The sequence below is a fragment of the Marinactinospora rubrisoli genome (assembly GCF_042664915.1).
GTDB classification, from domain to species: domain Bacteria; phylum Actinomycetota; class Actinomycetes; order Streptosporangiales; family Streptosporangiaceae; genus Marinitenerispora; species Marinitenerispora rubrisoli.
Genome location: NZ_JBHTBH010000004.1, coordinates 438,873 through 463,856, shown reverse-complemented (window position 1 = coordinate 463,856; position 24,984 = coordinate 438,873). Strand labels below are relative to the sequence as shown.

Annotated in this window: 23 protein-coding genes; 6 read left to right on the top strand and 17 right to left on the bottom strand. The window is 73.6% G+C overall.

Translation table 11 applies throughout. From position 1 onward, the window contains the following. Positions 1–125 precede the first annotated feature (125 nt). From ACFQRF_RS11265 to ACFQRF_RS11255, 3 genes are read right to left on the bottom strand one after another with little or no spacing between them, the layout of a single operon-like run. Positions 126–1,289 (bottom strand): L-talarate/galactarate dehydratase, encoded by a 1,164-nt coding sequence (locus ACFQRF_RS11265; RefSeq protein ID WP_379870970.1) that lies wholly within the window; start codon positions 1,287–1,289, stop codon positions 126–128. Between the two features lie 54 nt (positions 1,290–1,343). Then, complete coding sequence (locus ACFQRF_RS11260; RefSeq protein WP_379870969.1) at positions 1,344–2,252, bottom strand: LysR family transcriptional regulator; 909 nt, start codon at positions 2,250–2,252, stop codon at positions 1,344–1,346. Next, complete coding sequence (locus ACFQRF_RS11255; RefSeq protein ID WP_379870968.1) at positions 2,252–2,527, bottom strand: hypothetical protein; 276 nt, start codon at positions 2,525–2,527, stop codon at positions 2,252–2,254. The genes ACFQRF_RS11260 and ACFQRF_RS11255 overlap by 1 nt, the downstream gene beginning before the upstream one ends. A 585-nt stretch (positions 2,528–3,112) precedes the next feature. Here ACFQRF_RS11255 and ACFQRF_RS11250 point away from each other — a divergent pair. Then, positions 3,113–4,171: a glycerophosphodiester phosphodiesterase family protein gene (locus ACFQRF_RS11250; RefSeq protein WP_379870967.1), complete on the top strand. Its 1,059-nt coding sequence runs from the start codon at positions 3,113–3,115 to the stop codon at positions 4,169–4,171. Between the two features lie 503 nt (positions 4,172–4,674). Here the strand turns inward: ACFQRF_RS11250 and ACFQRF_RS11245 are convergent. Both ACFQRF_RS11245 and ACFQRF_RS11240 read right to left on the bottom strand, forming a co-directional pair. Next, positions 4,675–6,822: an ATP-binding protein gene (locus ACFQRF_RS11245; RefSeq protein WP_379870966.1), complete on the bottom strand. Its 2,148-nt coding sequence runs from the start codon at positions 6,820–6,822 to the stop codon at positions 4,675–4,677. Further along, positions 6,812–7,519 carry a response regulator transcription factor gene (locus tag ACFQRF_RS11240; protein WP_379870965.1) on the bottom strand — a complete coding sequence of 236 codons (708 nt, stop codon included), beginning with the start codon at positions 7,517–7,519 and terminating at the stop codon, positions 6,812–6,814. Before ACFQRF_RS11240 ends, ACFQRF_RS11245 begins: the two co-directional genes overlap by 11 nt. A 245-nt stretch (positions 7,520–7,764) precedes the next feature. Here ACFQRF_RS11240 and ACFQRF_RS11235 point away from each other — a divergent pair, with 245 nt between their 5' ends. Next, entirely contained in the window at positions 7,765–8,538 is a 774-nt protein-coding gene (locus tag ACFQRF_RS11235; RefSeq protein ID WP_379870964.1) for a L,D-transpeptidase, read from the top strand. Positions 8,539–8,718: 180 nt separating this feature from the next. Beyond that, positions 8,719–9,021 carry a hypothetical protein gene (locus tag ACFQRF_RS11230; RefSeq protein ID WP_379870963.1) on the top strand — a complete coding sequence of 101 codons (303 nt, stop codon included), beginning with the start codon at positions 8,719–8,721 and terminating at the stop codon, positions 9,019–9,021. Positions 9,022–9,097: 76 nt separating this feature from the next. On the opposite strand, the gene ACFQRF_RS11225 is transcribed toward ACFQRF_RS11230, so the two are convergent. From ACFQRF_RS11225 to ACFQRF_RS11195, 7 genes are all read right to left on the bottom strand, one after another. Next, the gene (locus ACFQRF_RS11225; protein WP_379870962.1) at positions 9,098–9,859 is read right to left on the bottom strand and encodes an SDR family NAD(P)-dependent oxidoreductase; all 762 of its coding nucleotides are present in this window, start codon (positions 9,857–9,859) and stop codon (positions 9,098–9,100) included. An 85-nt stretch (positions 9,860–9,944) separates the two neighbouring features. After that, positions 9,945–10,526, bottom strand: coding sequence for a TetR/AcrR family transcriptional regulator (locus ACFQRF_RS11220; RefSeq protein ID WP_379870961.1), 582 nt, complete (start codon positions 10,524–10,526; stop codon positions 9,945–9,947). A 125-nt stretch (positions 10,527–10,651) separates the two neighbouring features. Beyond that, the gene (locus ACFQRF_RS11215) at positions 10,652–12,823 is read right to left on the bottom strand and encodes a xanthine dehydrogenase family protein molybdopterin-binding subunit (RefSeq protein ID WP_379870960.1); all 2,172 of its coding nucleotides are present in this window, start codon (positions 12,821–12,823) and stop codon (positions 10,652–10,654) included. Beyond that, positions 12,820–13,815 (bottom strand): FAD binding domain-containing protein, encoded by a 996-nt coding sequence (locus tag ACFQRF_RS11210; protein WP_379870959.1) that lies wholly within the window; start codon positions 13,813–13,815, stop codon positions 12,820–12,822. Before ACFQRF_RS11210 ends, ACFQRF_RS11215 begins: the two co-directional genes overlap by 4 nt. A 3-nt stretch (positions 13,816–13,818) precedes the next feature. After that, positions 13,819–14,340, bottom strand: a complete 522-nt coding sequence (locus tag ACFQRF_RS11205) for a (2Fe-2S)-binding protein (protein WP_379870958.1) — start codon at positions 14,338–14,340, stop codon at positions 13,819–13,821. A 553-nt stretch (positions 14,341–14,893) separates the two neighbouring features. Next, a complete protein-coding gene (locus tag ACFQRF_RS11200) occupies positions 14,894–15,133 on the bottom strand; it encodes a BBE domain-containing protein (RefSeq protein ID WP_379870957.1) in 240 nt (79 codons plus the stop codon). A 166-nt stretch (positions 15,134–15,299) separates the two neighbouring features. Next, positions 15,300–16,115 (bottom strand): GntR family transcriptional regulator, encoded by an 816-nt coding sequence (locus tag ACFQRF_RS11195; RefSeq protein WP_379870956.1) that lies wholly within the window; start codon positions 16,113–16,115, stop codon positions 15,300–15,302. 692 nt (positions 16,116–16,807) lie between these two features. Here ACFQRF_RS11195 and ACFQRF_RS11190 point away from each other — a divergent pair. Further along, positions 16,808–16,987 (top strand): hypothetical protein, encoded by a 180-nt coding sequence (locus ACFQRF_RS11190; protein WP_379870955.1) that lies wholly within the window; start codon positions 16,808–16,810, stop codon positions 16,985–16,987. 290 nt (positions 16,988–17,277) lie between these two features. Here the strand turns inward: ACFQRF_RS11190 and ACFQRF_RS11185 are convergent, their stop codons facing one another. Beyond that, positions 17,278–18,186 (bottom strand): CPBP family intramembrane glutamic endopeptidase, encoded by a 909-nt coding sequence (locus tag ACFQRF_RS11185; protein WP_379870954.1) that lies wholly within the window; start codon positions 18,184–18,186, stop codon positions 17,278–17,280. A 248-nt stretch (positions 18,187–18,434) separates the two neighbouring features. After that, positions 18,435–19,697 carry an FAD-binding protein gene (locus tag ACFQRF_RS11180; RefSeq protein WP_379870953.1) on the bottom strand — a complete coding sequence of 421 codons (1,263 nt, stop codon included), beginning with the start codon at positions 19,695–19,697 and terminating at the stop codon, positions 18,435–18,437. A gap of 343 nt (positions 19,698–20,040) precedes the next feature. Between ACFQRF_RS11180 and ACFQRF_RS11175 the strand changes: the two genes are divergently transcribed. Then, positions 20,041–20,352, top strand: a complete 312-nt coding sequence (locus tag ACFQRF_RS11175; protein ID WP_379870952.1) for a hypothetical protein — start codon at positions 20,041–20,043, stop codon at positions 20,350–20,352. Between the two features lie 246 nt (positions 20,353–20,598). Next, positions 20,599–21,093 (top strand): hypothetical protein, encoded by a 495-nt coding sequence (locus ACFQRF_RS11170; protein WP_379870951.1) that lies wholly within the window; start codon positions 20,599–20,601, stop codon positions 21,091–21,093. 98 nt (positions 21,094–21,191) lie between these two features. Here ACFQRF_RS11170 and ACFQRF_RS11165 read toward each other — a convergent pair whose 3' ends face one another. From ACFQRF_RS11165 to ACFQRF_RS11155, 3 genes are all read right to left on the bottom strand, one after another. Then, entirely contained in the window at positions 21,192–22,130 is a 939-nt protein-coding gene (locus tag ACFQRF_RS11165; protein WP_379870950.1) for a glycine betaine ABC transporter substrate-binding protein, read from the bottom strand. A gap of 86 nt (positions 22,131–22,216) precedes the next feature. Next, the gene (locus ACFQRF_RS11160) at positions 22,217–23,440 is read right to left on the bottom strand and encodes an ABC transporter permease (protein WP_379870949.1); all 1,224 of its coding nucleotides are present in this window, start codon (positions 23,438–23,440) and stop codon (positions 22,217–22,219) included. Then, positions 23,440–24,690 (bottom strand): quaternary amine ABC transporter ATP-binding protein, encoded by a 1,251-nt coding sequence (locus tag ACFQRF_RS11155; RefSeq protein ID WP_417498559.1) that lies wholly within the window; start codon positions 24,688–24,690, stop codon positions 23,440–23,442. Before ACFQRF_RS11155 ends, ACFQRF_RS11160 begins: the two co-directional genes overlap by 1 nt. Between the last annotated feature and the right edge of the window lie 294 nt (positions 24,691–24,984).

Genomic DNA, 24,984 nt, shown 5'->3' with positions numbered 1-24,984 from the left:
ACGGCCACGCGGTGCCCGGCGCCCACCGCGAGAGGGTGGGGTCGCCGCATCCGGCATCCCACGCGGCCCCCGCCGGTGAGGGGGCCGGGATCCCCTCACCGGCGGACCGCACACGGCGGCGGCCCTCAGGCGCGCACCTCGTGCTCGGCCACCGTCCAGGCCCGCGCCTGGTCGCTGATGGTGACACCGAGTCCCGGGCGGGCCGACAGGTGCATGCGGCCGCCGGAGATCTCCAGGTGCTCGTTGAACAGCGGGTCCAGCCACTCGAAGTGCTCCACCCACGGCTCCCGCGGGTAGGCCGCGGCCAGGTGCAGGTGTATCTCCATGGCGAAGTGCGGGGCGAGCTGGAGGTTCCGGTGGTCGGCGAGCGCCATCACCTTGAGGAACTGGGTGATCCCGCCGACGCGCGGCGCGTCGGGCTGCACGATGTCGGCGGCGCCGAGCCGGATCAGCTCGGCGTGCTCGGCGACGCTGGTCAGCATCTCGCCGGTGGCGATGGGGGTGTCGAACGCCGACGCGAGCGCGGCGTGCCCCTCGGCGTCGTAGGCGTCCAGCGGTTCCTCGATCCACACCAGGTCGAATTCGGCGAGGTCGCGGCACATCCGCCGCGCCGTCGGCCGGTCCCACTGCTGGTTGGCGTCGACCATGAGCGGGACGCCGTCGCCCAGATGCTCGCGGACCGCTGCCACGCGTGCGAGGTCGGTGGCCCGGTCCGGGTGGCCGACCTTGATCTTGATACCGCCGATGCCGCTGGCCAGCGAGGCGCTCGCGCGCTCCTTGACCTCCTCGATCGGCGCGTGCAGGAACCCGCCGGAGGTGTTGTAGCAGCGGACGGAGTCGCGGTGTGCGCCGAGCAGCTTGGCGAGGGGCAGCCCGGCCCGCTTGGCCTTGAGGTCCCACAGCGCGACATCGAACGCGGCGACGGCCTGCACCGACAGCCCACTGCGCCCGACGGAGGCCCCCGCCCACACGAGCTTGTCCCAGATCTTCGCGATGTCGCTGGGGTCCTCGCCGAGCAGCACGGGGGCGATCTCCCGCGCGTGCGCGAACTGGCCGGGGCCGCCGGCGCGCTTGGAGTAGCCGAACCCGACGCCCTCGTGCCCGGACTCGGTGCTGATCTCCGCGAAGAGCATCGCGACCTCGGTCATCGGCCGCTGCCGCCCGGTCAGCACCTTGGCGTCGCTGATGGGGGTGGCGAGCGGGAGCGTCACCGAGGAGATCCGGACGCCGGTGATCCGGTCCAGCGTGGCGGATCCGGCCGCGGCGGGCGTGGCTGTGGGCGTGGTCATGGAAGGTCCTCCAGGTGGTGGGAGCGCGGCGGGCGGCGCCGGGGCGCCGCGGCCTCAGGCGTCGAGCAGCTCGATGACGTTGAGCAGGGCGGGGTTCACGGCGGACCGGCGCCACACGGCGTGCAGTTCGACGGGGTCGGCGGGCAGCCCGGCGAGCGGCCGGTAGCGCACGCCGTCGAACCGCAGCCGCGTGGCCGAGGCGGGCACGAGCGCCACCCCACGGCCGGCCGCGACCAGCGCGACCATGGTGTGCACCTGCGTGAGGAAGTGCGTCGAGGTGTGGTTGACCGTGGCGAGGACCCGCGCGGTCAGATCGGCGAAATACCCGGCCTGGTCGGCGGAGTAGAGCAGGAGCGCCTCGCCGTCGAGGCGTTCGACCGGCATCTCCCCGGTCTCCTCGGCGAGCGGGTGGGCGGCGGGCAGTGCGGCGACCAGTGGCTCCCGGTGCACCAGCCGGGAGGCGAACTCCTCGGTGTCGAACGGCGGGCGGGCGAGGGCGAGGTCCAGCGCGCCGCTGCGCAGCCGGTCGAACTGTACGGCGCTGACCAGTTCGCTGAGGACCAGCTCGACGTCGGGCAGCGCGTCCTCGATCCGCGTGACGAGCGCGCCCAGCACGCCGAACCCGGCCGTCGCGGTGAAGCCGACGCAGACGGTGCCGGCCCTCCCGGCGGCCACGCGGCGTGCGGTGTCGGGCGCGGCGTTGGCCAGGGCGAGCAGTCGCCGCGCCTCCTCCAGGAACGCCAGCCCCGCGGGGGTGAGAGCGACGCCGCGTTGGGTACGGTCCAGCAGCCGGACGCCGACGTCGCGCTCCAGGCGCTGGATCTGCCGGCTCAACGGCGGCTGGGTCATCTGGAGCCGTCTGGCGGCCCGACCGAAGTGCGCTTCTTCCGCCACCGCCACGAAGCCGCGCACGTGCTCCAAGGACAGCATCGGAGTGGAATCGTAGTCGATTGTGATGGCCATCACGACTCCCTGAACCTGGTGCGCCGGATGGTGCCCCTGGTCACCGGCGCGGCGACGGCGGGCAGCCCGCGCGTCCCCACGGACCGCGGCGCGCCGCCGGACGAGGCGGTGGCCGGGACGGTGTGGCCGAGGACGACCGGGGTGACCGGCCCGGCCGCGTCACCGAAGCCGTTCGTGCCGGACACGACGACGCCGGTGCCCCTGCCGAGCGTGCCGGCGGAGGCGCTCGCCCCGCGAGGCGAACCGATGCCCTCGCCGGAGTACGCCACCGTCATGACGGCCGGCGCCGGAGCGGGCGACCGCCGAAGATCCGGCCGCGCCGCGCGTGGCCGGCCATGGTGATGAGAACCGCGAGGCCGGGCGGCGCGGAACGGGTGGGGTACGCTCGTCGCCGCGTTCCCGTGACGGCCCACGGAACCCGCGCCGAGCGCGTGTCCCGCCGGGGACGGGCCGGTCCCGCCGGTCTCAGACGCCATTTCCCTGCTCCTCGCGAAGACGGCGCGGACGCGTGCCCCGGACTGGGGAAACCGTCACGGTGCCGCAATCTGGAGCGAGGCTATTTCGGCACTGTGATGCACGTCCAAGACTGAATCGGCATTCGGCGATACCGAAGCGGCATCGCTCCTGGCGGAAAGCGGATTCGCCGCCGCCTGGGCCCGGCCGGCATGCGCGAACCCCGGCCGGGGTGCCGGGGCTCTCGCTGCCCGGGAGCGCGGGCCCGCCCCGGCGCCGACGAGCCGAGGCCGCCCACCTGAGTTCAACTCCCCGCCCCTCCGCCGTCATGCGGCGCGCCGATCGTGTGGGGCGGGCCGACGGCATCCGCCGCGGTCCGGCACCCGCACGAGAGGAACGGAGATTTGATGAGCCGATGGCAGGCGGTGGTCACGGCGGCGGCGCTCGGAGCGACGGTGCTCGCGGCGCCCGGGCAGGCGGCGGCCGACGGACGGACCGACGAGGACGGGAGCGCGTTCGATCTGCAGGCGCACCGTGGTGGCCTCGGGCTGGTCGTGGAGAGCACGCTGCCGGCGTTCGCGAACGCGCTCGACCTCGGGGTCGGCACCCTGGAGCTCGACGTGCAGATCACCGAGGACGGCCAGGCCGTCGTCACCCATGACCGGCGGATCAGCGACCGCAAGTGCGCGGACACCGGGCCCGCGTTCCCCGGCGATCCGGAGTTCCCCTACGTCGGCAGGTACGTGCACACGCTGACGCTGGCGCAGGTCCGCACCCTGGACTGCGGCTCCCGGACGCTGCCGGAGTACCCCGAGCAGCGCGCGGCTCCCGGCGCGCCGATGCCGACGCTGCGCGAGGTGTTCGATCTGGTGCGCCGGCACCGGGCCCACCACGTGCGGTTCAACATCGAGACCAAGGTCGAGGCGGGCGCCCCCGACGAGACCGCGCCGCGTGAGCGGTTCGTGCAGGTCGTACGCGACGAGATCCGCCGGGCCGGCATGCTGCGGCGCGTCACGATCCAGAGCTTCGACTGGGGCGCGCTCATGCGGATGCGCGAGGTCGAACCGCGGCTGCCGATCGTGGCCCTGGACAACGGCGACTTCCTGCAGACCGGCCGGCCGGGCGCCTCCCCGTGGCTCGGCGGCATCGACATCGACGACTTCGGCGGCGACCCCGTCGCGGCCGTCGACTCCTTCGGCGCGGACGGCTACTCCCCGGTGCACGGCACCCCGCAGGACGGCGCGGTCGCCGACCCGGACTATCGGCCCTACGTCACCGCGGAGCTGGTCGACCGGGCCCACGACCGTGGGATCACCGTCATCCCGTGGACGGTGGACGACGCGGCCACCATGCACAAGCTCATGGACGATGGGGTGGACGGCATCATCACCAACCGCCCCGACGTGCTGCGCGACGTCATGGCCGAGCGCGGCCTCCCGCTGCCCCGGCGCTACCCGGCCCGCTGACCAGCACGGACCCGGCGGCGGGGTGCGGCGGAGACCGGCCGCCGCACCCCGCCGCCAGCTCGCCGCCCAGGTGCGTCGCCGGGGCGTTGCCGGTCGGACGCGCTCGACGGTGATGGCGCGAGCGGTGCCAGGCGGTCGCGCGGGTGAGGAAGCGCGCCCGCGAGGGCGGCCGACGGCGGCCCGGCTCACGGCGCGGGCGCCACCGCCCAGGCGGGCAGCCCACACCCGGCCCGCGACCCGCCCGAAACCACCGAATCGCTGACACCGCCCATCGCGGGCAGCACCGGGCCCGCCCAGATCCGCGGCCCCCGGCACGACCGTCCCTCTCACGTTCCCTTTTCCGAGCCCGGCCGCGTGCCGGTGAGCCCGCACGATCGAGCAGCCGATGCCAAGGCTCCGCCCGGCACCGCCGATCACGCCGTCCTTGACCTGGACCGCTTCCAGCGGCCACGCTCAGGTGCCGTCACGGCCCCGTCGTCCCCACGGCGGATCTCCGCCCGTGCTCAGACGCTGTCGCCGTCCGCCACGCGAAGCGGCAGCCGCAGCGCGAAGGTGGAGCCGGTCCCGAGTTCGCTGGTGGCGGTGACCGTCCCGCCGTGCAGTTCGACCAGGTTGCGGACGATGGTCAGGCCCAGCCCGCTGCCGCCGGTCCGCCGGTTGCGGGACTTCTCGGCCCGCCAGAACCTGCTGAAGACGTGCGGCAGATCCTCGGGGGCGATCCCGGTTCCGGTGTCGGCCACCTCGATCAGCGCCGTGTCGCCGTCCCGGGACGCGCGGACGGTGACGTGGCCCCCGTCCGGCGTGTGCCGGATCGCGTTGCCGACCAGGTTGCCGACGGCCTGGATCAGCCGCTCCCGGTCGGCCAGGAGATGGAGGCCGCCGGGTGCGTCGAGCCGCAGCGTCACCCCCGCCTCGCCGGCGCGCGGGCGGTGGGCGGTGACGACCTGGTCCAGCGCCTCGCGGAGATCGACCGGGCCGGTGGTCAGCCGCAGCTTGCCGGCGTCGGCGAGGGCGATGTCCTGCAGGTCGTCGATGATCCGCTGCAGCAGCAGCGTCTCCTCGACCAGCATGGCCATCCGGTCCGGGCCCAGCTCGACGACGCCGTCCTGGCCGGCCTCCAGCCAGCCGCGGATGTTGCTCAGCGGCGTCCGCAGCTCGTGCGAGACGTCGCTGACCATGGCCTTGCGCTGCTCCTCCATGCGTTCCAGGTGCTCCGACATCTCGTTGAACGCGGCGGCCAGCCGGCCGAGTTCGCCGTCGTCGCGGACCGGGACGCGCGAGGCGCCCTCTCCCGCGCGCATCCGGTGCACCGCCCGCGTGAGCGCCTGGACCGGCCGGATCAGCCGGGTGGACACCGTGACGCTCACGAGCACGGTGAGCAGGAGCACCGCCGCCACGACCCCGACGATCCGGGTGAGGCCGGCACCGGAGAGGCTGAGGGGACCGTCGGCCCCGGCCTCCGGGTCGTCGATGAACAGCAGGGCGGCCGGGGCGACGTAGGGCTCCAGTTGCTCGCGGCGGCTGGAGTCGACGCAGGCGGCCTCTACGGGGTCGGTCTCCGGCGCCGCGGGGGGCATGCTCGGCCCGGTGGCCGGGTCGGGCATCGGCGTGGCCGCCGGTTCCATGCCGCCGCCGGGCGGTGCCGGATCGCCGGCCGGCGGCACGGGGTCTCCGGCCGGCTCCGGGACGGCCTCGGCGGGATACCCCGGATCGACGCTGGGCGCGGCCGGCTCGTCGCCGGGCGGGTCCGGCGCGGGCGGCTCCGGGTCCGGCGCCACCGGTGAGGGGGGTGCGGCCTCGTCCGCCGGCACCGTCTTGCTGCCGGGACCGGCCGGGGCGGGCTCCGCCGACGTCCACGTGCCGTCGAGCCGGTAGGTCACCGGCGGCCGGTCGGCCCTGGCCAGGCAGGTGTTGATCAGCTCGTTCAGCTCGTCGAGCGCCTGCCGTTCTCCTTCGGTGGGCGCGTCCAGCTCGTCCATTCCACAGCTCGTCGACCATTCCGCCGGCACGTCGGCGATGTTGCGCACCTCCGGCCGTCCGCCCGGTTCGGTCGCGACCTCGGTTTCGAACCCCTGCGCGTTCAGGCAGGCGGCGACGTCGTCGGCGATGCCGCGCAGCCGGTCGCGCTCGTCCGAGTCGAGTGTGAACGGCCCGCTCGCTCGGGGATCGATCCGGCCGGCGTCCTCGGAGACGAGCGTGACGTCGACGGCGAGCGGGTCGACCACCGAGGAGGCGCGCGGCGGGAGCGGCGGCCGGTCGGCGGCCGAGTCCGCGATGACCTGCCGGTTCTCGGTGGTGAGGGTCACCCGGCGCCCGGTCTCGTCGGCGAGGTCCCGCAGAGTCGCACCGACTCCGCTCCAGTCGGGGTGGGTGGCCGCGTAGCCGAGCAGGGCGTCGTGGATCTCGGTGTCGATCGCCAGCGTCTCCCCCTGCTCCTGGGTGATCGCGCCCGTGGTGCCCTGCACGGCCAGCCAGGCGGTCGCGGTGACCGAGCAGACGGCGACCAGCACGGAGCTGGCGAGCACCCGCACGAGGAGACTGTCGCGCACCGCGAAGATCCGGCCGAGGACGGGGAGGCGGCGCGCGGCGGGAGCGGCGGCCGAGCGCACGCGGCGGCCCGCACGGCGGCGCTCCGGCGCGCTACCCGGCACGGCCGTCCCCGGCGTCAGCGCTCAGCTTGTAGCCCACCCCGTAAACGGTGATGATCCGGATCGGCGCCCGCGGGTCGGGCTCCAGCTTCTTCCGGAGGTTCTTCACGTGCACGTCGATGGTGCGCTCGGTGATGAACCGGTCCATGCCGTGGATGCGTTCCAGAAGCTGCGCGCGGGTGAACACCCGTTCCGGCTCCGCGGCGAGCGCGGCCAGCAGCTGGAACTGGGCGGGCGTGCATTCCACGGGCCGGCCGTGCAGGTGGACGGTGTGCCGGACCGGGTCGACGGTGATCGCGCCGGCCCGCAGCAGGTGTTCCCGGGGCGGCCGGGCGCCTCCGGCACGGCGCAGCAGCGTGCGGACCCGGGCCATCAGCTCGCGGGGGCTGTACGGCTTGGTGACGTAGTCGTCGGCACCGATGTCCAGGCCGAACAGCAGATCCTCCTCCGTGGATCGCGCGGTGAGCATGAGCACGGCGACGTCGGACTCCTGACGCAGCACCCGGCACACGTCCAGTCCACTGCGGCCGGGGAGCATGACGTCGAGCACGACCAGGTCGGGCCGCCGGCGCCGGACCGCCTCCAGGGCGCCGTCGCCGTCATGGACGACCGAGACGGCGTGCCCCTCGTGCTCCAGATACCGCCGCACGAGTTCCGCCTGGTTGAGGTCGTCCTCGGCGACCACGATGTGCGCGCCCAATCGTCGTTCCTTCCTCGCACGCCGGCCCGGGGCCATCCGCAGATGGGGCGCCCATCGTATTCCGGCGAACCGGGAGCATTCCGGCGATGACCGGCGCGTGGGCCCGACGCACACGGGACCATCACCGCCCGCACACGGGTTCTTCACATCCGTCGGCCACGGTTCGGTGTGGGCGCCCGGCACGGGGCCGGCGTCCACCGGTGACCTTCGCCGTCGCCGGTAATCCGACCCGGAGACAGGACACCATGAACTCCCCCGATCTCTCCAGGGCCCGATGGACGCCCGTGGCCGGCCGTTCCACCGTCGCGGCGGTGGCCGTGGCGGCGCTGGCGGTGGCGCTGACCGCGTGCCAGCCGTCCGGCGCCGCCTCCGAGCCGGAGGACACCGCGGGCGCGTCCGCTCCCGCCTCCGATGAGGGCGACGGCGCCCGCATCGCGACGGTCGTCGGCGAGGAGATCGGCGTCTACGCCGAGCCCGGCGCCGAGGAGCCCGAGCACACCCTGACCAGCCCGAACGACGCCGGCGCCGACCGGGTGTTCCTGGTGGAGGAGGAGGCGGGGGACTGGCTCAGGGTGCTGCTGCCGGTCCGGCCGAACGGCAGCACCGGATGGGTGCGCGACGCCGACGTGGAACTGAGCGGCACCGACCTGCGCGTCGAGGTCGATCTCGCCGAGCTCACGTTCGCCGTCTACGAGGGGGACGAGGAACTCCGGAGCGGGCCGGTCGGTACCGGAGTCGAGGAGAACCCGACACCGCCCGGCCGGTACTTCGTCACCGAACTCGTGGAGACACCGGATCCCGGGGGCGCGTACGGCCCGTACGCGTTCGGGCTGAGCGGCTTCTCGCCGACTCTGGAGACCTTCGCCGGCGGTCCCGGGCAGATGGCGATCCACGGCACGGACGACGAGGGCGCGCTGGGCACCCGGGTCAGCCACGGGTGCATCCGGGTCGGCAACGACGACATCACCTGGATGTCGGAGCTGCTCCCCCTGGGGACGCCGGTCGAGGTCCGCGACTGATCCCGGCCGGTACCCGCATCCCGACGTGACCGCTCCCCGTGAGCGTTCCCGCCCGCCGTCACCGCGCACCGCGGAGCGGCGGACCGCCGTCCTCATGGGGGCGGCCACGGCCCGGGAGGGTCCCGGGCACCCGGGCGGAACCGAGGTTCCACCCGGACACGAAACGATCGAGAGGCACATATGCGACTGAAGTCGATGGTCCTGATGGGCGCCGCCGTCGCGGCGCTGTGCGGTGGAATGTTCGCCGGCCCGGCGCTCGCCGCCGACGACGTGCCGGCCCCCGTCCCGGCCGAGGCCGGTCCGGGGACCCCGGAGCCGTCCGACGCCCCGCAGCCCGCGCCGCCTTCTGAGGCCCCGCAGCCCGCGCCGCCCTCGGACGACCCCGAGGCCCCGCAACCCGCGCCGCCTTCCGAGGACCCCACCGCCCCGCAGCCCGCGCCCCCGGCCGATCCGGTTCCGGGGACCCCGAGCTACGTCGGCTGACCCGGCGGCCCCTCCGGCCGCGCACGGGGCCCGGCGACCGCCGGGCCCCGTGCCCGTGTCCGCGGGGATCGGCCCGCTACAGGGCGGCCCCGCCGTCCACCAGCAGGTCGTGACCGACCGCGAACCCGGCGCCGTCGGAGGCCGCCCACAGGATCGCCGAGGCGATCTCGTCCAGCGCGCCGACCCGGCCGACGGGGATCTGCCCCTTCACCCGCTCGGCGCGGTCGGCCTCGGTCTCCCCCGGGCGCAGCGACATCGAGGTGTCGCTGGATCCCGGGCTGACGGCGTTGATCCGGATCCCGTGCCGGATGTTCTCCAGCGCGGCGGCCTTGGTGAGCGCCGTGACCGCGGCCTTGGTCGCGCCGTAGCCGCCCATCCCGGGCACCCGGCGGTGCTGCCCGATCGTGGAGGAGAGGTTGACGATGGCGCCGCCTCCGTGGTCCCGCATGTGGGCGATCTCGGCCTTCATCGACAGCCACACGCCGGTGACGTTGAGGTCGAGCATCCGCGCCCACTCCGCCTCGCCGAGGTCGGCGAGCGGCGCCGGCGGGGCGGCGTAGCCGGCGTTGTTGACGGCGACGTCCAGGCCGCCGAAGCGCTCGACGGTGGCCGCCACGAGGCGTTCGACGTCGGCGGCCCGGGTGACGTCGGCGGTGATCGCGGCGGCGGAGCCGCCGTCCTTCGCCACGAGTTCGACGGTGCCGGCGAGCTTGCCGCCGTCCCGGCCGGCCACGACGACGTCGGCCCCCTCCCGCGCGAAGGCGAGCGCCGTGTGCCGGCCGATGCCGCTGCCGCCCCCGGTGACGAGAACGGTCCGGCCCGCGAAACGCTGTGACATGACTTCCCCTCTTTCCAGAATGATCGTTCCATTTTCGAGGCATGACGACGGCCCACCGGCGTCGCGCAGCGGCGCCCCCGCGCGGCTACTCCAGCAGCCGCAGCGCCTCCCGCAGCGCGTCCCGCAGGCGGGCGGGGTCGGGGTCGCCCTTCCCGACGACCCGGATCCCCTGGAGCATCACCAGCAGGAACCGCGCGAGCGCGTGCGGGTCGCGGTCCGGCGGCAGCTCCCCCTGAGCGCGCGCCCGGACCAGCGCGGACACGAGGGCGGTCTCGATCTCGGCCCACGCGGCGGCCACACTGCGCGCCGCCTTGCCGTCGTGCGGTGCCAGCTCCACGGCGGTGTTGACGACGAAGCAGCCGCGCCGCGTCTCGTCCTCGATCATCTGGCGGGTGTACGTCTCCAGCAGTGCCCGGACGGCGGGCAGCACCGGCCCCGGCTGCGAGAGCACCGTCACCGGATCGGGGTCGCGGATCTCGGCATAGTGTTCGAGCGCGCGCTGGTAGAGCCGGCGCTTGGATCCGAAGGTGGCGTAGATGCTGGCCCGGCCGATGCCGAGGTGCTCGACCAGGTCGGCCATTGACGTCGCCTCGTAGCCGCGGCGCCAGAACAGCTCCAGGGCGGCGCGCAGGGCCGCGTCCGGGTCGAACTCCTTGGTCCTCGCCATGGTGGCGACCCTAGGCTTTTCACAACCGATCAGTCAAATATGGGCCAGTTCATGGCCAGAACCGCGACGGTGTTCCCGGGTTCCTGGGTTCGTGGGTTCCTGCCATGGCACGGCCCCGCCCGGTGTCAGCCGACCGGTGTGTTCAGCACCCGCTCCACGGTGATCGGCAGCTCGCGGACCCGGCGGCCGGTCGCGTGGAACACCGCGTTGCAGACGGCCGCGGCCACGCCGACGGTGCCGATCTCGCCGAGCCCCTTGACGCCGAGCGGGTTGACGTGCGGATCGGACTCGTCCACGAAGATCGCGTCGAGCTCGCCGATGTCGGCGTTCACGGGTACCAGGTAGTCGGCCAGGCTGCTGTTGACCGGCCGGGCGGTGCGCGGGTCCACCTCGGTGCCCTCGGTGAGCGCCATCCCCAGGCCCATGACCATGCCGCCCGTGATCTGGCTGTGCGCCGTCTTAGGGTTGACCACCCGGCCGACCCCGTAGGCGCCGACCACCCGGGGCACCCGGACCGTGCACAGCTCCGGGTCCACCGCGACCTCGGCGAAGACCGCGCCGAAGGAGTGCGTGGAGTACCGCCGCAGCTCCTCCCCCGGCTCGGTGTGCACGGTCGCCTCGACGGGTTCGCCGATCCGCGGCAGCACGGCGGCGAGATCCACGTCGCCCCGCCCGGCCATGGCGAACGCCCGGTCGCGCGCCTGCGCGCACGCCGCCTGGACCGCCGGTCCGAGACTGGCCATGGTCCACGAGCCGCCGTGCACGGGAGCCACCGGCATCCGGGTGTCGCCCAGTTCGAACCGCACGCTCTCCAGCGGCAGCCCCAGGGTCTCCGCGGCCACCTGGGTCATGGACGTGTAGGTGCCGGGCCCCATGTCGCTGGACGAGGACGACACCACGGCCGTGCCGTCGGGCAGCAGCCGGGCGCGCGCCGTGGCCGCCTGGCGCATGGCGGGCCAGGTGGCCGAGGCGCAGCCGTAGCCGACCAGCCGGCCCTGTGCGTCGCGCATGGACCCCGGTTCCGGGTTCCGCCGGCCCCAGCCGAACCGCTCGGCGGCCGCCTGGTAGCACTCGCGGAGCGACCGGCTGGAGAACGGCAGCCCCGTGCTCTGGTCCACGATCGTGTCGTTGCGCAGCCGCAGTTCGACCGGGTCCATACCGAGCGCGACGGCGAGTTCGTCCATCGCGCACTCCAGCGCGTGCACGCCGGTGACCTTGCCGGGCCCGCGCATGTCGTTCGGGGTCTGCACGCTGCGCGGGGCGATCCGGTACCGGGTGGCGACGTCGCGGCACGCGTACAGGTATTCGCTGGTCCCGAGCTGCTCCTCGGCGTAGCCCTCGTAGGTGGAGGTCTCCGAGATCCCCTCGTGCCGGATCGCGACCAGCCGACCGTCCCGGTCGGCACCGAGCGCGACCCGGTGCGCCGAGCGCGGCCGGTAGCCCGTGATGCCGAACGTCTGCCGCCGGGTCAGCACCACCTTGACCGGCCGGCCGACGTGCCGGCTCGCCATGGCGGCCAGCGTCACGTTCGCCCACGGGCGCAACCCCGAACCGAAGGCGCCGCCCACGAAGGGCGACACCACCCGGATCCGTTCCGGCGGCAGGCCGAAGACGGCCGCCATCTCCGCGCGGACGTTGTCCACCCACTGCGTCTTGTCCCACAGCGTGAGAACGCCGTCCTGCCACCGGGCGACGGTGGCGTGCGGCTCGATCGGGTTGTGGTTGTACCGGGGCATGTCGTACTCGGCCGCGATCCGGACCGGCGCCGCCCCCAGCGCGGTATCGGCGTCGCCGCGGCCCGCGTCGCCCTCCAGGCCCCGGCTCCGGTAGCGCGGGCCGGGCGGCACCGCGTGCGTCACGGCGTCGGAGAACGCGGTGACCCCGGATTCGGGCCGGTAGTCGACCCGCACCAGCGACGCCGCATAGGCGGCCTCCTCCGGCGTCGCGGCGAGCACCAGTGCCACGGGCTGGCCCTGGTGCCGGACCCGGTCGTCCTGGAGCACGTGGATGCGCTCTCCCTCCGCCGGGTCGGTGAGCCCCTTGTGCTCGTGGTAGGGCAGGCGCGGGGCGTTGCGGTGGGTCAGCACCGCGACGACTCCGGCGGCCGTCTCGGCGGCGGCGGTGTCGATCGCCGCGATCCGCCCGTTGGCGATGGTGGACGTGACGACGGCGCCGTGGCACAGCCCGGGGCCGGGGTCGAACTCGGCGGCGTAGGTGGCGGCCCCGGTGACCTTGAGCGGTCCCTCGACCCGGCTCACCGGACGGCCGACGACGGGTGCGGGTGCGGTGGACGTCATGGCCGCCCTCCCACCGTGCGCAGGGCGCGCAGCACCGCGCGGCGCATCAGCTCGGGTTTGAAGGCGTTGCCCGGGCGCGGCTGCGCGCCGTCGGCGGCCCGGGCCGCGGCCGAACGGAACGTCGTGAGGTCGCACCGGGCACCGGCCAGCGCCTGCTCCACTCCGCGCATCCGCCAGGGCTTGGTGCCGACCCCGCCCATCGCCACGCGCGCCTCGCGGATCCGGTCGCCGTCGACGTCCACGGCGACCGCCGCGGAGACCAGCGCGAACTCGAAGGAGGCACGGTCGCGCACCTTGAGGTAGTGCGAGGTGCGGGCGGCCCGGGACGCGGGCACTTCGATCGCGGTGATCAGCTCGCCGGGCGCCAGCACCGTCTCCACATGCGGGGTGTCCCCGGGCAGCCGGTGCAGGTCCGCCACGGGGAGGGTCCGTTCACCACCGGGTCCGGACAGCCGCACCCGGGCGCCGAGGGCGACGAGCGGCACGGCGAAGTCGGAGGCGTGCGTGGCGATGCAGTGCTCCGAGCCGCCGAGCACGGCGAGCATCCGGTTGACACCGTCCAGCGCCGCGCACCCGGTGCCCGGGCTCCGTTTGTTGCAGTTCGGGACGCCGGGGTCGCGGAAGTAGCTGCAACGGGTGCGCTGCAGCAGGTTGCCGCCGACGGTGGCCATGTTGCGCACCTGTGGCGAGGCCGACAGCAGCAGGGCCTCGGAGATCACCGGGAACCCGTCCCGCACGGCCGGGTGGTCGGCGACGTCGCTCATCCGCGCCGCGGCGCCCAGCCGCAGTGTGCCGTCCGGGCCGAGTTCGATCCGGTCGTCCAGCACGCCGTCGTCGAGAGCGACCAGGCGGCCGGGCCACCGGATGTCGTCCGTCAGCAGCTGCATCATGTCGGTGCCACCGGCGATGTAGTCGGTCCGTTCGCCGTCGGCGGCCCCGAAGGCGATCGCGGTGGCGAGGTCGTGCGGCCGTTCCAGGGTGAAGGGACGCATGGCTCAGGCCCCCTCCCGTCCCGGTTCGCGGGCGCCCGGCACCAGCGGCGTGTGCGCGACGTCGGCGATGGCGGCGACGATGTTGCCGTAGGCGCCGCAGCGGCACAGGTTGCCGCTCATGAACTCGCGGATCTCCTCGGGCGAGTGGGTCCGGCCCTCATCGATCAGGCCGGCGGCCGACATGATCTGTCCCGGCGTGCAGTAGCCGCACTGGAACGCGTCGCGCTCGACGAACGCCCGCTGCAACGGGTGCGGGCACTCGGCGCCATCGGGCGCCAGTCCCTCGATCGTGGTGATCTCCCGCTCCTGGTAGAGAGCGGCGAGCGCCATGCAGGCGAGGACCCGCCGGCCGTCGGCGAGCACCGTGCACGCGCCGCAGTGGCCGAGGCCGCACCCCTTCTTCGTTCCGGTCAGGCCCAGGCTCTCGCGCAGCGCGTCCAGCAGGGTCGTTCTCGGGTCGAGGTCGGGCAGGGCGTGTTCCCTCCCGTTCACGTGGAGCGAGGCGGTCAGCGTCTGCGCGGGCATGGATCAGCTCCTTGCCGGTCAGGGCGGCGGAAACAGGACCGCGGCGCGGGCGGCCGTCCGCGGTCCGCGCTGTGGTCCGCCGGCCCATCGCAGCCGGACGCGGTACCGCGCGGTCGTTCCCGCCCGTGGTCGGGCCGAGTGGTCCCGCTGCCCAGCCTTGGGGGTCGGCCTGAGGGTGTCAAGGAACAGACGGTTCGTCCGGGGACCGCGAAAACTAGCCAGACTTGTCGAGTTTTGCCGCAAAACCGGAAAGCACCGAGCTCGCCCCCGAGTTCACCGCGCCGGTGATCGCCCCCCTGGCCGCCGCCATCTCGCCCGCCCACCCCGGCCGGCCGCCACGGCGCCGCACCCCCCGCGCCGCCGCGTCGGTCCCGCCGCCGGGCCCGGTCTCCCTTTCCAGGGTTTTTCCGGCCCGGTGACCGGCAGCGGTCCGGCACCGGGAAGAAACCGGCGCCGGACCGTCAATTCCCGCCCCGGGCCCCACCCGGACGGCGCCACCGGCACGCCCCTCAGGGCGCCGCACCGGCGGACCGGGATCGTCATGCTCCGGCCGTCACTTCGCCGACGCCCCGGCCCGGGACCGGCTCCCCCGGAACAGCCGGTCCGGGTCATGGCGCGCCTTGATATCGGCGAGCCGCGCGTAGCCCCCGGCGCCGTACAGCGTCCGCGCCTCCTCCTCGGTGAGACCCCGGCCGAACAGGGCGTTCGGTGCCCGCCCCACGGCGCGGGGCGCCGATTCCGCTCGCCGCAGGAGCTGGTCGAGTAGCCGCTGGCATGGACGAGGGTCCCCCAACTTGGCAGAGCCTGTGCGCGCCGGGCGGGGTAGCGCTGGAGGCCCCGGAGGCCCGACCCACTCGTCGGGGTGATGGTGGACTGTCCGCTACGATCTCTGGCGGGAACATCCCACCAGGGATGTAGGCGACAGGCCCCGCCGAGCGGGGCCTGTGGCGTTTCCACGATCAGAACTGATCGCTGCCCGCAACCTGGCCAATCGGGAAAACATGCCGCGTCGCGGCGCAGATCGTCTCCAACGCGTGGATGGGCACATCGTCCGTGCTGACGCTCACGCGGAGAACCTGCACGACCCACTCGCCCGCAATGTCGAGCAGGTCGGCCTCATACGGTGTAGCCGGCCGGGCGGTTAGCGTCTCGGTCGCGTGGCTGAACTGGTGCCCCATCTCCTCAAGCGCCGCTTGGAGGGTCGGGAGCACGAAGCCCTCAGAGTCGAGCCGCGTGTTCTCACCGACGTCCAACCGGAAGTACGAGGTCGCGATGCGCACCGGAACGTCATTGGCCCAGAACATCTTGCGGCGCGCGATGACCGGGGCGCCCGCTTCCAGACGCAGACCGGCAGCCACGTGTTCGTTGGCCGGTTCCTGTCCGACGAACAGCATTTCGCGTTTGGGCGTGAGTCCCTGCCGTTCGGCCTCCGTCAGGTAGAGCGACTTCGATCCACGCACGGTTGGCGGCGTGGGGAGAGCGCGCTCGACCAGGACCCGCGGCCGAGGCTCGACCGGTCCCGTGGGCGCCCGGTGTTCACCGTCGCCGGCTCCGGCCTTCTTCATCTGGCTGACTCGCCCCGGCGTCACGCCCAACCGTCGGGCGATGTCGTCCTGACGTAGCCCCGCTTCCTGCGCCTCGATGATGGCGCCGCGGCGGATGCGCGACAGCTCGACGGACTGGCCCTGGAGTGTCGCCATCGCGCTTGACGCGGCGAGCGCCCTGTCGAGGGGATCGGCGATAGCCGCGATGTCGTGAAGGGTCCTCGCATCCATGGTCGTCCTCTGCTGGTAGGTCGCTCACGCGGACTTTAGCCCCCCTATTGCGTTCGAGTGCGCCTCTGGGTTACCGTCTCGATACGCGAGGAGTTTAGCCCCTATAAACAGGGTCTCATATGGGACTTGTTGGGGCATAGAGGGGCGCGAGCGGATTGGCGGTCACGGCCCCAGTCTGCCGCACCCCCGTTCCCCTCGCCGTCGCGCGGCCGTCGGCTTGGCGGTCACCGGCCGCGCGGCTCCCTGGTGTTCGTGTTCCTGCGGCCTTCCCAGCCGCACAACCCGTGAGGTCCCACGATGAGACTGTTCATCCTGTCCCTTCCCCTGCTGGCCGCGTGGTTGCGCCCTGTGGTCGGCGCCGTCGGCCGCCCCGAGGCGGCTGCGGTCGGCCGACCGGCCGGTACCGCACTCACGGCGCGCGCCCAGGCGCGGGCCATCCCCGGTCCGCAGAGCACCGATCAGGCGGCGCTGCGTGACCTGCGAGAAGCCCACCCCGCGTGGGAAATCCTGCCAGTGCCGAACAGGCCCAGGGGGTGGCTGTACGCCGCTCACCACTCGGTGTACGGCACCGTGCGAGCAGCCACGCCGGCTGGTCTCGCGGCGGTGATCACTGCCGCTGAGACATCCCCCGAGTCTGAGCGTGTCCGGCTCTACCTTCACGCTCCGCCGCCCGCTCCGGCCGGGGGTGCTCGGTGATCTGGTACGGCCGCAGCACCCGGCGGTGGTGGGCGCTCGGCCCCGGCTACCTGATCGAAGCCACCACCCGCGCCGAGATCGAGGCCGCGTTGCGCGCCGCCTACGCCCGCCTGATCCCGACCGTGCCGCCTCTCTGTTCCCCGAGGATCGATCGCCGCGTCGACGTCCTCGCCTAGACCCGCGCGCGAGCCGGCACGTGGCCGTCCGGCCAGCGCGCGGCGCCGGGGCCCCTCCGCCCCGGCACCCGGCCGCCCCGCCCACTGCCCACCGGCGGGGTGGCCGGCCCCCCAGATCCGCCGGACCGTCATGAGGGGGCGGTCCGGCGGCACCAACCGCGCCCCTTCGGCCTCGGTGTCGGTGCGCGGACCGGTAAGGAATCCGCTCCGCCCGCCAACAGCCTGCGCCAGCATTTCCCGGACGGCTGATCGCGGTCGCGCCCGGCATAAATCCGGCTGCGGGCGGCCGGCTACTCCCCCGCGGCGCGCTCGACGGCGGACCCGACCGGCGGAACGGTGTCCCGCCCGTCCCCCGCCTCGGCGGCCGGCCCGCCCGGCAGCCCGCTCCGGCCCCGCAGCCGGCCGCTGAGAATGATCCAGCCGCACAGCGCCGCCAGGGGCACCAGGCCCACCACCATGACGGCGAAGTCGGCCACCCCGCCGCCCTCCGTCAGCAGGATGGTGTTGAGCAGCGACCACACCATGTTGTTGCCGGCGTGCGCCAGGCTCGCCGTCCACACGCTGCCGCTGTTCAGCCACAGCCAGGACAGCACGATCTCCTGGAGCAGGAACGACACCGTCCAGACGCCCAGCCCGAGGACGACGTTGTCGAAGTGGATGTAGCCGAGGAACGCGAGCGGGTAGTGCCACACGGCCCAGACGAGGCCGGTGGCGACGGTCGCGGCGACCGGACGGCCCGGGAACAGCCGCGTCCGCAGGTAGCCGGTCCAGCCGAACTCCTCCCCGAGGTACACGGGCGTGAGCAGCGGCATCGCCGCCACCAGCAGCAGCACGAAGAGCCAGCCGGGGACCCCGGGAACCGCCTGGTTCAGCGGGGCCAGGTCGGGCGTCCACAACCCCAGCACGGCGGCGTGCCCGGCCGTGGCCGCCACCAGCGCCGGAGGCCCGGCAAGCGCCGCCAGGTAGTACGGCCAGGCGCTCCGCAGCCGCGGCCGGAGACCGGCATCGGCGAAGCCCTCCCGCGTCACCCACCGGCGCACCACCACGGCCGCGATGGCGGGGGTGAACGCGATCGTGGCGAGCTGCACCAGCGGGTCGACCAGGGACCACCCGAGCGCGACGGCTCCGAACATCCCTCCCCAGGCCAGCCCGAAGCTGAGCAGCAGGAAGACCAGCACCCCTCGCGTCCGTAGCGTCACCGGACCGCCTCTCGTCTGTCGCCGCCCACGGGACGATCGAGGGCGCCGTGACGGACCGGGCCCGCGTCCGGCCCGGAGCGGCCGGGTCGTACGTGCCGGACCAGGCAACCAGGGGGGACGGGAGGTGGTCACGGGGTGTGCCGCCCGTGCGCGGGTGGGGACGCGGCTACGCCACGCGGCGATGTGCAGTGGGGACGGCCGCCGTCGGTCCGGAGGATTCCGGTGCCGGCCGGCACCGGCCTACGCGGTCAGGCGGCCGGCAGGTGGCGATCGATGAAGGCGTTGCGGAACTTCCCGGCCGGGTCGAACTCCCGCGCCAGCGCCTGGAAGTCGGCGAATCGCGGGTAGCGTTCCGCCAGCGTCGCGGGCGGTGTCGCGAACAGCTTCGCCCAGTGCGGCCGGGCGCCGAGGCCGGCCAGCGCCTCCTCGACCAGCGCGATGACGGGGCGGACCGCCGCGTCGTCCCTGGTCCAGGTGAAGTGGAAGGCGACGACGTCCTGCCGGTAGGCGGGGCTCAGCCACAGCTCGTCGGCCGCGACGGTGCGGATCTCGGAGACGTGCAGCACCGGGCTCACCCGGTCCCGGATCCCGTACAGGGCGCGTACCGCGGCCCGGGCGTGCCGGCGGGCGACGAAGAACTCCGACTGGAGCTCCTCGCCGCTGCTCGGGACGAATCCGGACCGGAAGTGCGGAAGCCGCTCGTGCCAGGGCCCGGGAACGCCCAGTTGCTCCGTGCAGTTCCCGGCGGGCATGCCGCGTACGGGGTGGCGGGGGCCGTCGGCGGGCTTGGCCTCGAACCAGTCCGGCGGCGGGGTTCCGGCGGCGGGGTCGTCGGCGCGGTGCTTCACCCACACCTGGCCGATCCGCGGCCCGCGCCAGTCGGTGAACAGGCTGACGCTGTAGGCGCTGGAGACGACGTCGTCGAAGTGGTCGTCGAGGACGTCGAGGGGCAGCCCCTCGTACACGTACTGGCGCATCTCGAACGCGGGCTCGATGTCGAGCGTGAGGCTGGTGACCACACCGAGCGCGCCGAGCCCGACGACGGCGCCGCGGAACCGGTCGCCGTCGGCCCGCCGGTCCAGCGTGACGACGTCGCCGTCGGCCGTCACCAGCTCCAGGGCGGCGACGGCGGTGGCCAGGTTGCCGTTGCGGACACCGGAGCCGTGCGTCGCGGTCGCGCAGGAACCGGCGACCGAGATGTGCGGCAGCGACCCAAGGTTGTGCAGCGCGTACCCGAGCGTGTGCAGCCGCCGGCCCAGTTCGGCGTACCGGATCCCGGCGGCCACCCGGACGGTCCGGGCGGCGCCGTCCACCTCGACGGTCGCCGGCAGTCCGGAGACGTCCACCTGGACGCCGGGGGAGTCGGCGATGTCGTTGAAGGAGTGCGCGCTACCGAGGGCGCGCAGCCGGTCCGCTCCGGCGACCGCCCGCTGGAGCTCGGCCAGCGACGAGGGCCGGAGGACGCGTCCGGCGCCGAAGGTGAGGTTGCCCGCCCAGTTCGTCCGCCGCACCGCCCGCCTCCGCATGATTCACCGAAGGGCGGCCGGGTCCGGCAGCCCGTACTCGCCGCCATTGTGGCACCCGGCCCCGCGCGCGGCCAGGGCCGGACGGCGGGTGCGCACGGCCGCCGCGGGACGCCGCCGGAGCGGGCCCGGAGCGGCGGACCGCGGCTTCGTCCGGCCCGGATCACCCGGTTTCCCGCCGGCCCGCAACCGGGCCGCCCGGCGTCGCGCCTGGTCCGCCGGCCGCCGGGCCGGGTCCCCCGGGCGCCGCGCCGGAAACGCCGCCGGGCGCATTCGGCCGGAGGTGGCCGATCCGCTTGCCGATCACCGCCCACCCGCTGAACTTGGGGCTATGTCAGTCCCCGACCCCGCCCCCGCCTCCCGGGGTCCCGCCGCCCGCCCCTGGTGGGTGCTGCTGTCCCGCTGGATGAACGGCGTACGGGTGTGCGCCGTCCCCGACTGCATCGAGCTGACCGATCCCGACCTCTCGCACTGCCACACCCATGTCCGCGAACTGCGCGCCGCTCTCGGCGAGCGCCGCTGCGCCGATCCCGGGTGCGTCCTGCCCCGCGACGGCGATGACCCGCTGTGCCACGACCATCGCGACGCCGAGCTCATCTCCGGCTACCGGCCGGAGACTCCGGCCGGGCGGTGGAACGTGTGAGCCGCCCCTCGGGCGTCTTCGGGCGGTGCCGCGGACACGCCCGGCCGCGGCGGGACGGCGGCCGGGACGGCCCGCCCGTCCCGGCGTCGGCATCGCCTGCGCCACAACGGTTTCCGCGTTTCCGGACAGCCGGATTTCGGTGTTTCAGACGTTGCGGATTCGGCCGTTCTGGCCCCCGCGAACCCGATAGTGTTCCTTCGTCGGTTCCCACCATTCGCTGTGACGCACACCAAGAGAGGCGTGTCTGTGACCGAGAGGGTTCGCCTGGTCTGCCCGTTGGGCCGCAAGCACGCGGAGCTGTGGGGCGGCGCCGCGCTGGTCGCCGCCGGGGCCGTCCTCGTCGCGCTCGACCCGGCGGGATGGCTGAACCTGACGTTCGGGATCATCCTGCTGCTCGGCGGCGCGGCGCTCGCCTGGCACGGGTCCCGGATGCACCAGCCCGTCCTGGAGATCGACACCGACGAGTTCCGCTACACGCGCGGGCGTTACGTGGTGCGGATCCCGTTCGGTGAGATCGGCTCCTACTACGTGCTGCGCGGCCGGACCCGCTCGCTCGGGCTGTGCGACGTCACCGGGCGGCCGCGCAATTTCCCCTCCGTGGCGGGCCGCCGGGCCAGCCGGCCGTACCTGCCGCTGACCGGGATGGTCTCACCGGCGCGGATCGACGCCTTCATGAGCGCGGCCGGGGTGCCGCCGCGCGACCGCTCCCTGACGTCGGGCGGTTCGTCCGACCGGTCGTGACCTCGGTGCACCGGCCGGTGGCCGCGCGCCGCGACGGAACGCCGAGGGGCCGCCCCCGTGACATGGGGGCGGCCCCTCGCCCATTCCGGGCGTACGGGTCAGAAGCTGAGGTCGGCGGCGTCCTCGCCCATGACCTCTTCGAGGAAGCCGGGGTTCTCGCGCAGCCAGGCGCGGGCGCCCTCCTCCTCGTCGTCCTCGTGGTCCACCAGGACGCTCTGTTCCAGCTCGCCGAGCTGCTCGTCGGTGAGCCGGAAGTTCTGCAGCCAGCCGTTCAGCTCGGGGAAGTCCGCGCCGAAGCCGGACCGGCCGACCATGTGGATCTGCTCGCCCTCGCCCATGAGGCCCTCGGGGTCCTCAAGGTCCTTCAGGTCGTACTGGGCGTAGGCGATGTGCGGCCGCCACAGCGTGACGACGATGGGCTCTTCCGCGTTGATCGCGCTCTCCAGCTCGGTCAGCATGGCCGCCGTGGAGGACTCCACGAGCTGGTAGTCCTCCAGCCCGTAACCGGGGATGGCGTTCTCCTTGACCGTGCGGACCAGGCCGGAGCCGGCCTCGATGCCCACGATCTCGCCGCCGAACTCGTCCTCACGGCCCTGCAGGTCGGCGATGGAGTCGACGTCCTCGACATAGGACGGCACCGTGAGTTCCAGGGTGGCCTCGTCGTACCAGGTGCCGATGTCCTCAAGCTGGTCCTGGTACTGCTCCCAGTAGTCGCCGTGCGTGTCGGGCAGCCACGTGTCGAGGAAGAGGTCGACGTCGCCGCCGGCCATGCCTTCGTACAGCGGTGCGACGTCGACGTTCTCGATCGTGACGTCGTAGCCCTTCTCCTCCAGGACCACCTTCCACAGGTTGGTGACCGCGATGTCCTCCTCCCAGGGGATCATGCCGATGCTGATCTCCTGGCCGGCGGGGTCGCCGTCCTGCGGGCCGGTGGCGACTCCGCCGCCTTCGCCGTTGCACGCGGTGGCGAGCAGCGCCAGTGCGGCGACCGCGGCCCCCAGGCCGAGCGATCGGCCGGTGCGTTCCGTGACTCGCACGTGTCCTCTTCCTTCCTGTGCGGGGGTGGCGACGGGAGGCCGCGGAGCGCGGCGCCGCGGCCGCCCGTCGTGGTCGTCGTGGGCGGTCACCGCGCGGCGCGCTGCGCCCGGGCCGCCGGGGAGAAGCGGGTCACCGCCCCGGTGAGCCGGTCCAGGAAGATCGCGAGGATGACCACCGCGATTCCGCCCTCGAAGCCGAGCGCCACGTCACTGCGCGCGATGCCGGTGTAGACGTCGTTGCCGAGGCCACCGGCGCCGACCATGCCGGCGATGACGACCATGGACAGGCTGAGCATGATCACCTGATTGATTCCGGCCATGATCGTGGCCAGCGCGAGGGGCAGCTGGATGCGCCGCAGGATCTGCAGGTCGGGCGCGCCGAACGCCTCGCCCGCCTCGATCAGCTCCTTGTCGACCTGGCGGATGCCCAGCTCGGTGAGCCGCACCCCCGGGGGCATCGCGAAGATGACGGTGGCGATGATGCCCGGCACCTGGCCGACCCCGAAGAACGAGATCGCGGGGATCAGGTAGACGAACGCCGGCAGCGTCTGCATGAAGTCCAGGACCGGCTTCACGATCCGGCTGACGCGGTCGTTGTAGGCGGCGAGGATGCCGATGGGCACCGAGATGACCACGGCGACGGCGGTGGCGACCAGGATGAGCGCGAGGCTGCTCATGGCCGCCTCCCACTTGTCCATGCTGAGGATCAGCAGGAAGCCGAGCAGCGCGAACAGCGCGAGCCGCCAGCCGGCCACGACCAGCGCCAGCGCGGTGAACAGCAGCACCACCACCAGCGCGAGCTGCACGCCGAGAATGTGGTGCACCACGAAGACCGCGAGCAGCGCCGCCGTGGCGCCGAGGGCCAGCCCGCGCTGCCGGGCGGACGGCACCGCGAAGCTGATCGCGACCACCGCCGCGAGCAGCAGCAGCGCGAGGACCAGTTGCGGATCCGTGTACTCCGCGCCGAACAGGTTCATGGCCCACAGGAACAGCGGGGCGGGCAGGTTCTGGACCGCGAGGGCCGCGACTCCGGCCGCGGCCTCGGCGACGGCCAGCACCAGCCAGACCAGCACCGCGATACCCACCGGCCTGGCCCGGCCGCGGCGGACCGCCCCGAAGGCGATGACCGCCGTGGCGAGAACGGTGAGCTGGGCGGCCGTGGGCTCGGTGAGCAGGTCGACCAGGGTGTCGACGCTGACGCCGATCGCCTCGCCGATGACGTCGAACAGCGGGCGGAACGTGAGCTGCAGCCACCGGATGGCGGCCTCGAACCAGGCGCCGACGGGGGCCTTGGGCAGCGTGATCTCCATTACCGCTCCCTCCCCTCGTCGTCCTGCGCGGCCGGGGCGGGGGCCTCCGGGGCCGGAGTCACCACGGCGTCGGCGTCGGGCGGGCCGCTCCGATCGCCGCTCTCACCGTTGGCGGGGGCGAGCGCGGCGAGCAGCGTGACCCGCGGGATCACGCCGACCAGCCGGCCGTCGTCGTCCACCACCGCGAGCGGGTAGGGGCTCTCGGCGGCCTGGTGGAACAGGTCGGCCACGGCGGTGTCGGGGTGGACGCGTTCGATGCCGGTGTCGATGAGCCCGTCGAGCTCGGTGACCCCGGTGCGGACGGCCTCGCCGATGGCGCCCTCGCGCACGGCCCCGACGAGCTGCCGGTTCCGCCGCACGACGAACGCCGAGACGGTCTGGTTGTCCCGCATGGTGCGCAACGCCGCGCGTGGGCCGTTGGCCGGGTCGATCACCGGGATCGGCGGCTCCATCACGGAGGACGCGGTGAGCACGCGGGTCCGGTCGACGTCCTCGACGAACTGGGCGACGTAGTCGTTCGCCGGGTCGTTGAGGATCTCTTCGGCGGTGCCGATCTGCGCGACCCGGCCGTCCCGCAGCACACAGATGCGGTCGCCCAGCCGCATGGCCTCGTTGAGGTCGTGGGTGATGAAGATGATGGTCTTGCCGAGGGTGGCCTGCAGTTCCAGCAGCTGCGCCTGCATGTCGCGGCGGATCAGCGGGTCCAGCGCGCTGAAGGCCTCGTCCATGAGAATGATGTCGGTGTCGGCGGCCAGCGCGCGGGCCAGCCCGACGCGCTGCTGCATGCCGCCGGAGAGCTGGTGCGGCAGCCGGTCCTCCCACCCGGCGAGGCCGACCAGCCCGAGCGCGTGGCGCGCCTGCTCCAGCCGTTCCTCGCGGGCGACGCCGCGGACCTCAAGGCCGTAGGCGGCGTTCTCCAGCACGCTGCGGTGCGGGAACAGCGCGAAGTGCTGGAACACCATGCTGATCTTGCGGCTGCGCAGCCGGCGCAGCTCGGCCCCGGACAGCCGGGTGATGTCGGTCCCGTCGATCTCCACCGAGCCGGAGGTCGGCTCCAGCAGGCCGTTCAGCATCCGGATCAGCGTCGACTTGCCGGACCCCGACAGGCCCATGACGACGAAGATCTCGCCCGCCCGGACCTCGAAGGAGACGTCGATGACGGCCGCCGTCACGTTCAGGTGGCCGATCTCGTCGCGGTGCCGCCCGTCGGAGAGCAGCTGAACCGCTCTGCTCGCGCGTTTTCCGAATATCTTGTACAGCTGGGCTGCGCGTACTGCTGGCACGGTCTCCTCTTCGGTCGCTCGGCCGCCGAGACAGTGCACCGGTCTCGAACCGCCGCGATCGCCCGACGGCAGCCGCGAAACATGCACTTTACGTCCGGTTTAGGTCGATAGGTCACCATACAGACGTGATCCCAAAGAGCCCCTGGAACGACATCACGGCGAGGTAACGCGTTTAAGTTCCGAAAAGCCGGAACCCCGACCTACGCCCAGCAAAACCGCGCGCACGACGCAAGGTTTTGTGATTTAAGCCACTCAATGAAA